The sequence below is a fragment of the Bradyrhizobium quebecense genome (assembly GCF_013373795.3).
Classification (GTDB): domain Bacteria; phylum Pseudomonadota; class Alphaproteobacteria; order Rhizobiales; family Xanthobacteraceae; genus Bradyrhizobium; species Bradyrhizobium quebecense.
This window is the reverse complement of sequence record NZ_CP088022.1, coordinates 5966630-5980570: the sequence shown is the minus strand read 5'-3', so window position 1 is coordinate 5980570 and position 13941 is coordinate 5966630. Positions and strand designations below refer to the sequence as shown.

Here is a 13941-nt window from a genome sequence, read left to right as displayed (position 1 = left end):
ATCGATGATCCGCGCAACCAAAGTCCTGGGACAGCATCGCTGGACAGAAGCGGCAGCCGACACCGTCGTGCTCGATTTCGACGACCGGCACCGGCGGCGGATGGTGATGTCAGGGACGCGCGGGCTCGAATTCCTGCTCGATCTCGAGAACGCCGTCGCGCTGCGCGGCGGCGACGCATTGGTGCTGGAGGACGGCCGCCTCATCGAGGTGGTCGCAGCTCCGGAGCCGCTCGCGGAAATCCGCGGCAGCGATCCGCATCATCTGATCCGGGTCGCCTGGCATCTTGGCAACCGCCATCTGCCGACGCAGATCATGCCGAAAGGCCTGCGCATTCGGCGCGATCACGTGATCGAGGCGATGGTGAAGGGGTTAGGGGCCCGTGTTATCGAGATCGAGGCGCCGTTCGATCCCGAGGGCGGCGCCTATGCCGAGCACGCGCATGCTGACGAGCACGCGCATGGTCACGCCGGGCACGATCATGCCCATGGCGACGCGCACGATCATGGTCACCACCACGGTGATGGACATCACCATGGGCATGACCACGACCACCACCATGATGAGCATTGCGACCATGCCCATCATCACCACGACCACTCCCATGCTCATGAGCACAAATGAGCCTGATCCCGCTGCGGTGCGCGGCGGGATGGCGGAGGACGAGGCGGCCGCGCTGTACCGGCTGATGACGTGGCTGTCGCCGTCCTTTCCAGTGGGGGCGTTCGCCTATTCCAGCGGCATCGAATGGGCGGTCGAGGCCGGTGACATCACCGATGCCGCGTCGCTGCGCGGCTGGCTCGCGGCGATGCTCACCGACGGCAGCGGCTTTTGCGACGCCGTGTTCCTTGCGCAGAGCCATCGCGCGGTGTCGGAGCCCGGCTACGCGGGACTGAAGGAGATCGCCGAGCTTGCTGCTGCCTTCGTGCCGTCGCGCGAGCGGCAGCTCGAGACCACGACGCAGGGACGCGCCTTCATCGAGATTGCCCGTGCGGCCTGGAGTGCGTCTGGCCTCGGCGCGATGATTGCGGCTTGCGACGGGCCGATCGTGTACCCGGTCGCGGTCGGTATCGTCAGCGCTGCGCATGGCATCCGGCTGGCGCCATCGCTGCATGCCTTCCTGCATGCCGTGCTCTCGAATTGGATCTCCGCAGGCAGCCGGCTGATTCCGCTCGGGCAGACCGACAGCCAGCGCGTGCTGGCCGATCTCGAGCCGGTCGTTGCCGCGACCGCGGCGCGGGCCAACGCAGCTTCGCTCGACGATCTCGGCAGCGCGACCTTCCGGGCCGACCTCGCAAGCCTGCGTCACGAGACGCAGTACACGAGGCTGTTCCGGTCATGATGCGCAATCAAGCGACGATGCTGGCGCCGCATTCGCGTCCTCAGCCGTCGTCCCGGCGTCCAAGTCTGCGGCCCCAGTCTCGCGCAACAATTCAATTCGGTGGTAATGGGTCCCGGCTCCGTGCGCAACTGCGCACTCGGCCGGGACGACGATAACGGAGAGCGTGTCATATGCCCACTTCTCATGGCCCGTTGCGCGTCGGCGTCGGCGGTCCGGTCGGCTCCGGCAAGACCGCGCTGATGGATCTGCTCTGCAAGGCGATGCGCGAGCGTTACGACATCGCTGCGATCACAAACGACATCTACACCAAATGGGATGCCGAGTTTCTGGTGCGCTCCGGCTCGCTGACGCCGGACCGCATCGCCGGCGTCGAGACCGGCGGCTGCCCGCATACCGCGATCCGCGAGGACGCCTCGATGAACCTCGCTGCGGTCGCCGACATGCGGGCGAAATTCCCCGATCTCGACCTGGTCCTGATCGAATCCGGCGGCGACAATCTGGCGGCGACCTTCTCGCCGGAATTGGCGGATCTGACGATCTACGTCATCGACGTCGCCGCCGGCGACAAGATCCCCTCCAAGGGCGGCCCCGGCATCACGCGGTCCGACCTTCTGGTGATCAACAAGATCGACCTCGCACCCCATGTCGGTGCGTCGCTCGAGAAGATGGACACCGACGCCAGGCGGATGCGTGGCGAGCGGCCCTTCGTGATGACCAATCTGAAGAAGAGCGACGGCCTCGATCGCATCATCAGCTTCATCGAGACCAAGGGCGGCCTTCGGTCGCAGGGCGCAGGCAAGGCGGCTGGCCGTTAATCATTGTGGCGGTGGCCAGTCCCGTCATCCTGAGGTGCGAGCGGAGCGAACCTCGAAGGATGTACGGCCACCGGCGGGGCCGTTCACCCTTCGAGACGCGCGTACCGCGCTCCTCCAGCGACAAAGGCGAAGCCTTTGCGCGGGGGGGACGGTGAACGGGAGGGGGTCCGCACACCGCCGCAAAAAAGCTGCGCAATCGCCGGAACAATTTCCAACTTTGACGATTAGCAACCTTTGGTGCCGCCAAAGACCGCCGGATGGCGTCGTCGTTAATGTTGCCGACCGGCTCCTGTTGCGTACCGATGATCGCTATTCCATATTCCTTTGCGGCTGGCGTTCATCGCACCCTGATTTGTCGCCGCCCCCGCAGAAGCCAGATGCCTACCGTCCCCTTTCGCCACCCCCTGATTGCCGAGTAAGCGTGTGGTTCGACTGGGTTTCATCGTTGCATTGATTGCGCTGATCGGAGTTCTGCTCTCCGGTCTTGCCGCCTATCGGGTGCACGATCAGGAGCTCGCAATCGACGGTATCGCACTGGCGCGGGCGATCGACGTCCATGCCAGCCTGGTGCAGGACCGCCTGACCGAGCGCGAGCTGCTGGCGCGGGTGGCCTCGGGACTGTTCCGGACCCCGTCGATGGTGAAGGCCAATATGCTGCAGCCGCTGCGCTCGGCGATCTACGCCTTCAAGACCGATTTCGTCGTCGCCGCCTGGATCGCGCGGCTCAAGCCGAACGAGCTGACCGCGGCCGAGGCGGAGCTCAAGGCCGCCGGCTTCACCAATCCCTCGATCCGCGATTTCGACGACCAGGCGCTCGACATCAAGGCGCTCGACAAGCCGATCAACGTGCTGATGGATGTCGAGCCGCGCAATCCGGAAACCCTGAGCATCCCGGGCCGCGCCTTCGACCGCCACTCGGTGGTCGGTCCGATGCTGGCGCGGGCAATGGAGAACGCCAAGCCCGTGGCCTCGGACCCGGTGCCGCTGCTGCGGCAGAACGGCCCGGTCGGGGTCGTGCTCGCTGCGCCGGTGTTCCAGGAGGGCGGGTCCGAGCCGGCCGGATTCATCACCTTTTCCTACGAGCTGTCGTCGCTGATGCTGACCAACGACGATTCCTCGCTGTTTGCGGTGGCGTTGAAGGACCCGCGTGATTCCAATGACGAGTTCACCGCCAACGAGCAGGGCATCGTTACCTCGCGCGCGGTGCGGCAGGACGGCCCGCTGCCGTCGATGGTCCGCACGGTAACGTTCGGCGGCCGGGACTGGTCGCTCGACTATTACGCCAAGAGCAACGCCACGGTGCGTGCGCAGCAGACCGCGACCATCGTCGCGGCGATCGGCCTCGCGCTGACCGGCATCGTCTGCGGCCTGTTCGGCTACGTCGCCTACAACAATTTGCGCCTCAGCCGCGAGATCGAGGTTCGGATCGGCTTCGAGCGCCGGCTGACTGCGGTCATCGACGAGCTCAACCATCGGGTCAAGAACATCCTCGCGGTGATCCAGTCGATCGTGACCCGCACGCTGCGGCACGGCGCCGACATCGACGTCGCGCGCGAACTGTTGATCGGGCGCATCCACGCGATGTCGAATGTCGTCACGCTGCTCAGCGAGAGCCAGTGGCAGGGCGTCAAGCTGAAGGGCCTGTTCGAATCGCGCGCGATTCCGCATGCCGACCGGATCGCGGTGAACGGTCCCGACATCACCGTCAGCGCCCGCGCCGCGCAATCGCTGTCGCTGCTGTTTTTCGAGCTCGCCTCGCACTCCGACGAAGGGCTGTCGCTGGTCGGCAAGCATCCGCACATCGTCGCCAACTGGGAAGTCGCCGGTGAGGATGCGGTCTTCCATTTCCGCTGGGAGGAGTTCAATACCAGCCAGGCGACGCGGCGGGCCGACAGTGACTTCGGCCTGATCCTGCTCGACCGCGTCGCGCCGGAGGCGCTGGGCGGCACCGCGAAGCGCTACTTCACCGACGTCTCCTATGTCTATGAGCTCACCGCGCCGATGGACACCGTGGTCGATATGACCGAGCGCGACCGCACCGAGCAGCTCTCCGCGCCGGTCCGTCCGGCGAAGAAGTAGAGCGCCCCACGAAATAGACCGCCGTGGCCGCCTTAGGTTGAGTGGCTATGTTGTTGCCCGGATTGATCGAAACTAGGTGCGCCGGACGACCCTAAGGTCATCTGTGTCGAAATCCGACATCCGTAATGGCCCGCAACCGAGTGTTAAAACTTCGTTGAACATGCTTGGGCATATACCGAGCAGGATACCGTCTGAGGACCCCATGAGGCTTTGGGTCAGCCTGACCTTGCTCGCGGCAGTTTTGCCTGTAGGGCTGTCGCTTGCCTTGACCCCGGCGACGGCGCCGCGCGACCCTGTGACAATTCGTGCCAGCTATCGCCGGCCCGACGTCGTTCCCTTCCCGAGCAGCAATCCCTATTCGGAGGCGAAATCCGCGCTGGGGCGGATGCTGTTCTTCGATCCGCTGCTGTCGCGGTCCAAGACGCATTCCTGCGCGAGCTGCCACAAGCCCAGCCTGTCATGGGCTGACGGCCTGCCACGCGCCATCGGTGAGGATCCGAAGGGCTTGCCGATCCGTTCGCCGACGCTGATCGATGTGGCCTTCTTCGAGCCGCTGGGATGGGACGGCAAGTTCAAGGATCTCGAATCCGTTGCGTTCGGGCCGATTCTGAGTCCGATGAACCTGAACATGACCGAGCCGGAATTGATCGCGCGTCTCGCGGCGATCCCCGGCTATGTCGATGCATTTACCCACGCGTTCGGCGACGGCGCGATCACGCGGCCGAGGATCGAGCAGTCGCTGGCGACCTTCGAGCGCTCCATCGTCGCGGGCGAAGCCCCGTTCGACCGCTGGATCAAGGGCGACGAGAGCGCGATCAGCGCAACGGCTCAGCGCGGCTTTGAGCTTTTCAACGGCAAGGGACGCTGTTCGTCCTGCCACAGCGGCCCATCCTTCTCCGACGGGTCCTTCCAGGATATCGGCACCGCCAAAGGCCAGGACATCGGGCGCGGACGTTACTTTCCGACCTCGGCGAAGCTGAAATATGCCTTCAAGACCCCGACATTGCGCGACGTCGTGCGCCGTGCGCCCTACATGCACGACGGATCGGTCGCAACGCTGGAAGATGTCATCGAGCTCTACAACAAGGGCGGGATCGAGCGGCCGAGCCGGTCGCCCGACATCAAGCCATTGTCTCTGACGGCAGGCGAGAAGAAGGACCTCATCGCCTTCCTGCAAACCCTGACCGCCACGGCCCCGCCGGTGGCGGGGATCCCCAAATTGCCGCGCTGAGCGCAGCAGAGGGTCTGGAACGGGGACTCGTCAGGCGAGGTGCGGCAGTGCGGCCCCAAGCAGGCCGAGCCCGACGACCAGGAACGCGCCCGCGCAAGTCTCGAGGGCCGCCGTGCGCGACGGGGACGATTTTGTCACATAGGCGAGGGCTGACCCCACCCCGATACTCACGACGCTCAACGCTCCGAACATTTAACCGGCCTCCCGATCCGATTTGTCCGGGTTTCACTACGACAGTTGAATTGAGCCCCCGTGCCGGAATTAGCTAAAATTCGATGGAACCGGCCGGAAAAGATGCACTGAAGGACGGGTTGGGGCCTGCCTGCCGCAATTAACCACAATGCAACCAGCGGATGTCCGGAGGCAGGCGCAAAGCGTAAAATTTGATATAAGTTAAACATAGTCCTTAAGCGTATGTGTGTGGGCGGTTGGTTCAATGTTTAGTGGGCGGGAGCGAGATGCCGTGTCGGCTGTGCGCTCCTTTTTCGCCACGTGCCTTGCAGCGGTTTTGTTTTGCGTCACAGCCGCGCGCAGTGCCGAGGCACATGTCAAATGGTTTTGCGCTTACGATGTCGCCGGTCAGCCGCGCGGACTCGAGAATGTCCTTTGCCTCGATTTTGAACTGCTGCTCGGCGTCGCCGTCTTCTGGCTGTTTGCGGGCTGCCTGATCGAGCCGACATCGCTGGGCGATGCGACCATTCGCGTGCTGGACCGCGTCACCGAAGCGCTTCGGCTGCACACCGAACTGATGATGCGCGCGGTCTGCGCGTTCTTCTTCATCTCGATCTGGGCCGTGGGGGGGATCCTGCTGACCCCCGAGTTGAAGACGTCGTCACCGCTCGTGGGCGCGTTGCAGCTCGCTATCACCGCCGGCATGCTGTCGCGGCGCACGCTGCCGCTGTCGGCCGTGGGGATGGCGATCCTGTTCGGCATCGGCATTCGCGATTACGGCGTCTTCCATCTTGCCGACTACCCGATTTTTCTCGGCGTTGCCGCCTATTTTGCGCTGATCGGGCTGAACAAGGACCTGTTCGGAATCCGCCCGATCGACGTGATGCGGTACGCTGCGGCGGTGACGCTGATGTGGGCCTCGATCGAAAAATGGGCCTATCCGGAATGGAGCTTTCCGCTCCTGATCGAGCATGCCTCGATGACGCTCGGCTTCGACAATGAGCTCTACATGCGCGCCGCGGGCATGGTGGAATTCGCGCTCGCCTTTGCCCTGATCTGGACGCCGCTGATCCGGCGCTGCGCCGCCGCCGTGCTGACGGGGATGTTCATCAGCGCGTGCTTCGAGTTCGGCAAGATCGACACCATCGGACACTCGGCGATCATCGCCGTGCTGTTTGCGATTCTTGCCGACAACAAGGTGTTGCCGCGCGATCGTCGCGCGCCGTGGCTTGCCCCGGTTGCGCTCTGTGCCGCGCTGTCGCTGACGCTGTTCGTCTACTATTTCGGCCACGCCGCGATCTTCAAGACCTCGGTCCTGTAGATCGTTGACCCTGAGAGGGACTATTTGGCGACGTGGACCGCGAGCTTCATCTTCGGATGAATGCCGCACAGCACGGTGTAGTCGCCGGGCACCGAAAAGGTGACGTCGAACTTGCTGCCCGGCTGCTGGTCGCCCGAGTCGAAACTGAAAGTATCGGTGCTCAAATAAGCGTGATGCAACAGCTCGCCGTCATCGTTAATGAATCGTAAAACCTCGCCGCGCTTGATCGAAATCTCCGCGGGTTTGAATTCACGATCCTTCTGCGAGATGACATAGGGAGCCGCACCCAGAGCGGCGCCGGCTAGCGCTCCCGTGACAATCGCGGCCACTAAAGGCACGCGGCCGGACCGGCCGAGGCGCAGGATGCGCAACAAGCCTGACTGCATGAGACCCCCGCTTGAACCTCGAACACCCAACATCGGCTACCCCGGGGTGCAAGTGGTGCCTCCCGGATTACCTTGTAACGATGATTATCGCTGGCTGATCTTAACGATTTTAGCATCAGTTCCAGTCACTACTAAAGCAATTTTGAGCAGACAGTCATTTTTCCGCAGCGCTGCGCGTTTCTGCGTGGCTTGAACATCGAGCACTACGGCGAAACGCGGGTATGGATAGCCTATTAGGCAACCTCAAGGTGAAGACCGGTGCAGCCATTCGGTTCGCAACCGGCGGCCTGTCGCGTCTTGCCCTGACCACGGGTTCGATCCGCACCCAGATTCTGATTTTCTGCCTCGCGATGAGCGCCGTTGCCGTCGCGCTCGGCGGATACTCCATCCTCGGCATCCGCCATGCCGGCGATCTGGTGGCCAAGACGTTCGACGAATCCCTGATGTCGATCAATTACGCCCGCGCGGCCGGTGCGGACTTCGCCTCGATGCGGGTCGCGTCGTCGCAGCGTCTGCTGACCCCGGATCCGGAAATTCGCGCCAGCCTCGACAGCCAGATCGAAAAGCTCGCCAAGACGCTCTCGGAAGACCTGACGATCGCTGCCGACCGCTCGCAGTCCTCGCGGGCCGCGCAAGCCGCGGCAAAGGTGCAGGAAGCCGCCGACGCCTGGATGGCACTGCATCGCCGCGCCATCGGATCGTCGCTCGAGGGAAGCCCGGCGGCTGATCCGCAGTCCTCGGGCACCACGGTCGGCGACGTCGATCGCTACTCCAAGATCGTCAGCCAGCAGGTTGAGCTGCTGGTCAACTATACGGCCGGCGACGGCTTTCTGTTCAGGCAGAAGGCGCTCTCGACGATCAAGCGGGACCTGCAGCTCAACGTCGCCGGGCTGACCGTCGCGCTGTTCCTGTCGGCGCTGTTCTCGTGGGTGTTGGCGCGCCGGATCATCGGGCCCGTCGCCATTGCATCGCGGGCCGCGCGGAGCATCGCCGGCGGCGACCTCGACGCGACCGTCCCCAAGGGCGGCACTGACGAGCTCGGCACGCTGCTGACCGCCATGGAAACCATGCGCGACAACATCAGGCGGATGGTCGATCAGGAGGTCTCGCAACGCCGCTCCGCGCAGGCGCGGCTTTCCGATGCGCTCGAAACGTCGCACGAAGGCGTCGTGCTGCTCGACGCGGATGGCCAGATCGCGCTGGCCAACTCGCGCGCCAGCGAATTCATCCGTCTCTCGCCGCAGCTTCTGCGGTCGGATCGGCTCGATGCCCCCAGCCTGGTGCCGGCCGACGGTGACATCGATGGCTTCGCGAGCGAGGCACAGCTTTCCGACGGGCGCTGGCTGCGTGTCAGCCGCAGCGAGACGCAGGAGGGCGGCGTCGTTCTCGTCTACAGCGATATCTCCGCGTTGAAGCAGCAGAAGGCCGAGCTGCATGAAACCAACCTGCGGCTCGACGCGGCGCTCACGCACATGTCGCAAGGGCTGTGCCTGTACAGCAGCGAGGCGCGGCTGCAGGTCGCCAACCGCAGGTTCTGCGAGATCTTCGATATTTCGCCGGAGCTCGTCGTTCCCGGAATGACCATGGAGGACGTGCTCGGCCTCAGCGTCGCCGCCGACAATCACGGTGACCAGACCGTCGCCGACCTGCTGGCGGAACGCGATCGATCGATGGCCCAGCACGAGGGCAACTATCTGCAGCATCTCAGCGATGGACGGATCATTGCCATCGCGCAACGGCCGACATCCGACGGCGGCTGGCTCGTCACCTGCGAGGACGTCACCGAACAGCAGCGGGCCGAGTCGCAGATCGCGTTCATGGCCCGGCACGATGCCCTGACCAGGCTGCCGAACCGGACGCTGCTGGCCGACCGGATCGAGCTGGCGGTCGCTCAGGTCGGCCGCGGATCCGGCTTCGCGGTGTTCTGCCTCGATCTCGATAATTTCAAGCAGGTCAACGATACGCTCGGGCATCCGGTCGGCGACGAACTGCTGTGTGCGGTCGCCGACCGCCTCAACGCCTGCGTCCGCGAGGTTGATACCGTCGCGCGTCTGGGCGGCGACGAGTTCGCGGTCATCCAGTGTGGCGTCCAGGCCGGAGAAGAGGCCGAGCGCCTCGCTCGCCGCATCGTGGAATGCGTCGGCGCTCCGTACGAGCTGAACGGGCATCGCGTCGTGGTCGGATGCAGCGTCGGCATCTCGATGTCGCCGGTCGACGGCAGCACCGGAGAGAAGCTCCTGAAGAACGCCGACGTCGCTCTGTACCGCGCCAAGATGGAAGGCCGGGGTACCTGGCGCTTCTTCGAGCCCGCGATGGACGCCAGCCTGCAGCGGCGCCGGGCGATCGAGCTCGATCTCCGCGAAGCGATGGCCAAGGACGAGTTCTCGTTGTACTACCAGCCGCTTTACGATCTCCATCTCGACCGCATCTGCGGCTTCGAGGCGCTGCTGCGCTGGCATCACCCGAAGCGGGGAATGGTGGCGCCGGACCAGTTCATCCCGATCGCCGAAGAGATCGGCCTGATCGGCCCGTTGGGAGAATGGGTGCTCAATCGCGCTTGCGAGCAGGCCGTCACCTGGCCCAGCGAGATGAAGCTCGCGGTCAACGTCTCCGCGGTCCAGTTTCGCGACCCCGACTTCATCGACGTCGTCGTCAACGCGCTCACGGCGTCGAAATTGTCGCCGCGCCGGCTGGAGCTCGAAATCACCGAGTCCGTCTTCCTCGCGAACAGCAGCGAGACGCTTGCAACGCTGCACAAGCTGAAGGCGTTGGGATTGCGCATCGCGCTGGACGATTTCGGCACAGGTTATTCGTCGCTGAGCTATCTGCGCAGTTTTCCGTTCGACAAGCTCAAGATCGACAAATCCTTCGTGCGCGACGCGACCGCGACGCATGGATCGAAATCGATCGTGCGCGCCGTCATCAGCCTTGGCCGGAGCCTTGGCATGACCACGATCGCCGAAGGCATCGAGACCGTCGAGCAGCTGGACCACATGCGGGCCGAGGGCTGCAACGAGGCCCAGGGCTTCCTGTTCAGTCATCCGGTTCCGGTGACCGAGATCGCTGGCAAGATTCTCGAATTGAGAAACGGCTTCAAGCCGACTGCCGTCAAGCAGGCGATGGCGGGCTAGGCTGTTGCGCCGGGTGCCGCGCGGATCCATCCTCAGGCCTCGCCGATATTGTCATCCGTTACGACGCCGGTCCGGCGAAAGCCCAACCCGTCCAGAATGCGCGAGGACGCGCCTGGGCACTCGATCGTTTTCATTCCCTCCCGTATGCCAGGCGGATCGCAGCGTGTGCGACGCCCGAAGCGACGGCCCGCAAGATCCCTTGCAAAAGAAAAGGCGGCCCAGCGGGCCGCCCTTCCATTCTAGCATCGCGCTTGTCTAGCCGCCATTGCCGCCGATCACGGCGCGCACGGTGTTGTCGGGGCCGAAATCCTCGGCGCTGTCGACATAGAGCAGCGCGGAGAGCTTCGATCGCGCGCGGTTGACGCGGCTCTTGATGGTGCCGACCGCGCAGCCGCAGATCGCCGCGGCATCCTCGTAGGAGAAGCCGGAGGCGCCAACCAGGATCAGCGCTTCGCGCTGGTCCTGCGGCAGCTTTTCGAGCGCAGCGCGGAATTCCTCGAACTCCAGATGCGCCGTCTGCGACGGCTGGCTCTTCAGCGTCTTGGCATAGTTGCCCTCGGCATCCTCCACCTCGCGCCGCCGCTTCCTGTAGTCGGAGCGAAACAGGTTGCGCAGGATGGTGAACAACCACGCGGGCAGGTTCGAGCCGGGCTGGAACGAGTCGATATTGGCGATCGCGCGCAGCAGGGTCTCCTGCACCAGATCGTCGGCACGGTCACCATTACCGGACAGCGAGATCGCGAACGCGCGCAGGCTCGGGACCGACGCCAGGATGTCGTCGCGAAGTTCATTCGTGAGAGGCATTAGTCCCCTCCATTGTTCTTGTCAGTATCGCCCCCGCCACAGCCGCCGCGGCAGCCTCGGGTCCGTCGAGTTTGCGGATCAGCTCCGCAAAGCGGTCGGGCACCCCCTGCCGCACCACGTCGTCGTACATGGCGCGAAGCTGGTGGCCGATTCTCGATTGAATCTCGGCGTTGAGACCGCCCTGCTTCTTTACTTCCTTCATGATGTGATCCACGCTTCCCCGGGAGTGAAGTCTCTGATTTTCAAGTCGATTCCTCGAAAAAAGAGGCTGGCCGCGTTGCCTCGTCGGTCAGGAGCTAATGCAAAGTTGCGCAGAAAGTTCCGGAAGACTGGAACTATTTCGTGGAACTTTTTCGGCGCTCGCGCGTAGTCGGGCATGCAGGGGAACCTGGGGCGCCCCAAAATGGTACGCCGCCCCAGAGTATGGGTTTCAGGCCGGTTGGCCTCACGAACAAGGATGGAGTGGGAATGTCCCGATCACAGATCGTTGCCGAACACCTTCCGCTGCTGCGCCGTTATGCGCGCGCACTGACCGGAAACCAGGCGTCCGGGGACGCCTATGTCGGGGCCATGCTCGAGGCCCTGTTGCAGGACGGATCATTGCTGGACCAGACCCACGGTCCGCGCGCCGGGCTGTTTCGGCTGTTCACCCAGATCTGGAATTCGGTGTCGGTGAACAACAACGACAATGCCGACGTGGCGACGCTCTCGTTGCCGCCCGAGCGCCGGCTCTCCAACATCACGCCGCTGCCTCGGCAGGCCTTCCTGCTGCTGTCGCTGGAAGGCTTCTCGGAGGAGGAGGTCGGCTACATTCTCGGCACCGACATTGCCGAGACCCGCAAGCTGACCGATGCCGCCGGCCGCGAGATGGCCGCCGAGATCGCGACCGATGTCCTGATCATCGAGGACGAGACCTTCATCGCCATGGACCTCGAGAGCCTGGTGAAGAATCTCGGCCACAACGTCATCGGCGTCGCGCGCACCCATTCCGATGCGGTGGCGCTCGCCAAGAACAAGAAGCCCGGCCTGATCCTCGCCGACATCCAGCTCGCCGACGGCTCGTCCGGCCTCGATGCGGTGAATGAGCTGCTGCGCACCTTCGAGGTGCCGGTGGTGTTCATCACGGCCTATCCCGAGCGCTTCCTGACCGGCGAGCGGCCGGAGCCGGCGTTCCTGATCTCGAAGCCGTTCCAGCCGGCGATGGTGTCGGCGGTGGCGAGCCAGGCGCTGTTCTTCCAGCGCAACTCGCGCAACCGCACGCCGCGCGCGGCGTCGGCATGACCTGAGTTTACGCAAGAGGGCAAAGTGCAAGCCGGTGTGCCGAAAGGTACGCCGGCTTTTTCTTGAGCAAGGCTGCGTGGCGCGCGATGTCGAAACTATTTGCGGGTGACGTGCACCGGCATCGTGCTGAGCGCGCGCAGGCCCGAGCTGTCGCGGAAGGCGACCGGACCCGCAATGTCGAACTGCTTCACGCGGCTGGCGAGCGCTGCGATTACGGCCTCCGCCTCCAGCCGCGCCACCATCTGCCCGACACAGCCGTGGATGCCGACGCCGAAGCCCATGTGTCCAGACAGCCGCCGTCTGATGTCGAACTGGTCGGGATGCTCCCAGCGCGTCGCGTCGCGGTTGGCGGAGGCGAGCAGCAGCAGCACCTTCTCGTGCTTGCCGATCTTAACGCCTGCGATCTCGGTGTTATGCGGCGTGGTGCGGAATACGAACGGCGCCGGTGAATCGAAGCGCAGCGTCTCGTCGAACGCCGCGCGCGACAGCGACGGGTCGGCAGCGAGCAATGCCCATTGCTCCGGATGGCGCGCGAGCGTGTACAGCGCCATGCCGATCGCGCTGATCGTGGTGTCGAGCCCGGCCGAGAGCAGCGAACGCACCAGCAGCGCAGCTTCCTCCGCGCTGATCTCGCCGGTGTCGGCCGCCTCGTAGACCTGTGCGCCAAAACTGCCCGGCCGCAGCGCCTCGCGCCGGCAGCGCGCCGCCACCCAGGGCAGCACGCGCGGCGCCTCTTTCATCAGGTCGCGAAAATAGTCGTTCTCGGGCCCGAAGCCGGCGAACACCATCGCGCCATAGGTCAGGAAGTTCTCACGGCCCTCCTGGTCGATGCCGAGCGCGTCGGGAAACACGCTGACCGGAAACACCTCCGCGATGTCCTTGATCGCATCGAACGAGCCGCGCTCGACCAGCCCGTCGATCAGCCGCGTCGCCGTGGCCTTGAAATCATCCGCGAGCCGTCGCATCGCGCCGGGCGAGAGGATCCGCGCCAGCACCGCGCGGGTCCGCGTATGCAGCGGCGGATCGGCTTCCAGCACGATGCTCGGCGGCCGCCACGGCGTTTCCTTGAAGTGGTTCGCAAGCCCGGCGCCGCCGGCGTTGCTGAAATTGGCATGGTCTCCGAAGATCGTCTTGACCTCGGCAAAGCGCGGCACCGCCCAGATGTCATATTTGGTCAGGCGAACGACCGGCGCCGCGGCACGCAGCGCCGCGTAGGTGCCGTAGGGATCGGCCCGCGTCGCAGGGCTGAACGGATCGAAATCGCTGCGGACTATTTCGCCGGCAAGGGGGTTCGCAAGGGCGCTCATTGCATCCTCCCGTTTCATGATCAGTTAATTGACCATAGTCAATTAACTAGGGTATGGCAAGGGGGAGCCTCGTTT

General features: G+C 64.4%; 13 protein-coding genes. 8 read left to right on the top strand and 5 right to left on the bottom strand.

Annotation, left to right across the window (positions count from 1 at the left end; all coding sequences use genetic code 11):
• Positions 1–4 precede the first annotated feature (4 nt).
• The 5 genes from ureE (at position 5) to HU230_RS28850 (ending at position 5465) form a co-directional block, all read left to right on the top strand.
• The gene (gene ureE, locus HU230_RS28870; protein ID WP_176528892.1) at positions 5–622 is read left to right on the top strand and encodes an urease accessory protein UreE; all 618 of its coding nucleotides are present in this window, start codon (positions 5–7) and stop codon (positions 620–622) included.
• Complete coding sequence (locus HU230_RS28865; protein WP_176534821.1) at positions 603–1340, top strand: urease accessory protein UreF; 738 nt, start codon at positions 603–605, stop codon at positions 1338–1340. The genes ureE and HU230_RS28865 overlap by 20 nt, the downstream gene beginning before the upstream one ends.
• 170 nt (positions 1341–1510) lie before the next feature.
• Entirely contained in the window at positions 1511–2155 is a 645-nt protein-coding gene (gene ureG, locus HU230_RS28860) for an urease accessory protein UreG (protein ID WP_092118982.1), read from the top strand.
• 423 nt (positions 2156–2578) lie between these two features.
• Positions 2579–4234: a CHASE domain-containing protein gene (locus tag HU230_RS28855; RefSeq protein WP_176528893.1), complete on the top strand. Its 1656-nt coding sequence runs from the start codon at positions 2579–2581 to the stop codon at positions 4232–4234.
• 202 nt (positions 4235–4436) lie between these two features.
• The gene (locus HU230_RS28850) at positions 4437–5465 is read left to right on the top strand and encodes a cytochrome-c peroxidase (protein WP_176528894.1); all 1029 of its coding nucleotides are present in this window, start codon (positions 4437–4439) and stop codon (positions 5463–5465) included.
• A 30-nt stretch (positions 5466–5495) separates the two neighbouring features.
• Here HU230_RS28850 and HU230_RS43710 read toward each other — a convergent pair whose 3' ends face one another.
• The gene (locus HU230_RS43710) at positions 5496–5624 is read right to left on the bottom strand and encodes a hypothetical protein (RefSeq protein ID WP_275949075.1); all 129 of its coding nucleotides are present in this window, start codon (positions 5622–5624) and stop codon (positions 5496–5498) included.
• A 349-nt stretch (positions 5625–5973) separates the two neighbouring features.
• Between HU230_RS43710 and HU230_RS28845 the strand changes: the two genes are divergently transcribed.
• Complete coding sequence (locus HU230_RS28845; RefSeq protein WP_176534822.1) at positions 5974–6957, top strand: hypothetical protein; 984 nt, start codon at positions 5974–5976, stop codon at positions 6955–6957.
• 20 nt (positions 6958–6977) lie between these two features.
• Here HU230_RS28845 and HU230_RS28840 read toward each other — a convergent pair whose 3' ends face one another.
• Entirely contained in the window at positions 6978–7343 is a 366-nt protein-coding gene (locus tag HU230_RS28840; RefSeq protein ID WP_176528895.1) for a methylamine utilization protein, read from the bottom strand.
• A gap of 221 nt (positions 7344–7564) precedes the next feature.
• On the opposite strand from HU230_RS28840, the gene HU230_RS28835 reads away from it, so the two are divergent.
• The gene (locus tag HU230_RS28835; RefSeq protein WP_176528896.1) at positions 7565–10474 is read left to right on the top strand and encodes an EAL domain-containing protein; all 2910 of its coding nucleotides are present in this window, start codon (positions 7565–7567) and stop codon (positions 10472–10474) included.
• 255 nt (positions 10475–10729) lie between these two features.
• On the opposite strand, the gene HU230_RS28830 is transcribed toward HU230_RS28835, so the two are convergent.
• Together HU230_RS28830 and HU230_RS28825 are read right to left on the bottom strand one after the other, a co-directional pair.
• Entirely contained in the window at positions 10730–11278 is a 549-nt protein-coding gene (locus tag HU230_RS28830; protein WP_092118964.1) for a sigma-70 family RNA polymerase sigma factor, read from the bottom strand.
• A complete protein-coding gene (locus HU230_RS28825) occupies positions 11262–11480 on the bottom strand; it encodes a NepR family anti-sigma factor (RefSeq protein ID WP_224943674.1) in 219 nt (72 codons plus the stop codon). The genes HU230_RS28830 and HU230_RS28825 overlap by 17 nt, the downstream gene beginning before the upstream one ends.
• 266 nt (positions 11481–11746) lie before the next feature.
• Here HU230_RS28825 and HU230_RS28820 point away from each other — a divergent pair, with 266 nt between their 5' ends.
• Positions 11747–12559 (top strand): response regulator, encoded by an 813-nt coding sequence (locus HU230_RS28820; RefSeq protein WP_016847263.1) that lies wholly within the window; start codon positions 11747–11749, stop codon positions 12557–12559.
• 95 nt (positions 12560–12654) lie between these two features.
• On the opposite strand, the gene HU230_RS28815 is transcribed toward HU230_RS28820, so the two are convergent.
• Positions 12655–13866, bottom strand: a complete 1212-nt coding sequence (locus HU230_RS28815) for a cytochrome P450 (RefSeq protein WP_176528897.1) — start codon at positions 13864–13866, stop codon at positions 12655–12657.
• Between the last annotated feature and the right edge of the window lie 75 nt (positions 13867–13941).

Coding starts and splice junctions, on each gene's coding strand:
- ureE (WP_176528892.1), top strand. CDS start 5: ATGATCCGCGCAACCAAAGTCCTGGGACAGCATCGCTGGACAGAAGCG.
- HU230_RS28865 (WP_176534821.1), top strand. CDS start 603: ATGCTCATGAGCACAAATGAGCCTGATCCCGCTGCGGTGCGCGGCGGG.
- ureG (WP_092118982.1), top strand. CDS start 1,511: ATGCCCACTTCTCATGGCCCGTTGCGCGTCGGCGTCGGCGGTCCGGTC.
- HU230_RS28850 (WP_176528894.1), top strand. CDS start 4,437: ATGAGGCTTTGGGTCAGCCTGACCTTGCTCGCGGCAGTTTTGCCTGTA.
- HU230_RS28840 (WP_176528895.1), bottom strand. CDS start 7,343: ATGCAGTCAGGCTTGTTGCGCATCCTGCGCCTCGGCCGGTCCGGCCGC.
- HU230_RS28835 (WP_176528896.1), top strand. CDS start 7,565: ATGGATAGCCTATTAGGCAACCTCAAGGTGAAGACCGGTGCAGCCATT.
- HU230_RS28830 (WP_092118964.1), bottom strand. CDS start 11,278: ATGCCTCTCACGAATGAACTTCGCGACGACATCCTGGCGTCGGTCCCG.
- HU230_RS28825 (WP_224943674.1), bottom strand. CDS start 11,480: ATGAAGGAAGTAAAGAAGCAGGGCGGTCTCAACGCCGAGATTCAATCG.
- HU230_RS28820 (WP_016847263.1), top strand. CDS start 11,747: ATGTCCCGATCACAGATCGTTGCCGAACACCTTCCGCTGCTGCGCCGT.
- HU230_RS28815 (WP_176528897.1), bottom strand. CDS start 13,866: ATGAGCGCCCTTGCGAACCCCCTTGCCGGCGAAATAGTCCGCAGCGAT.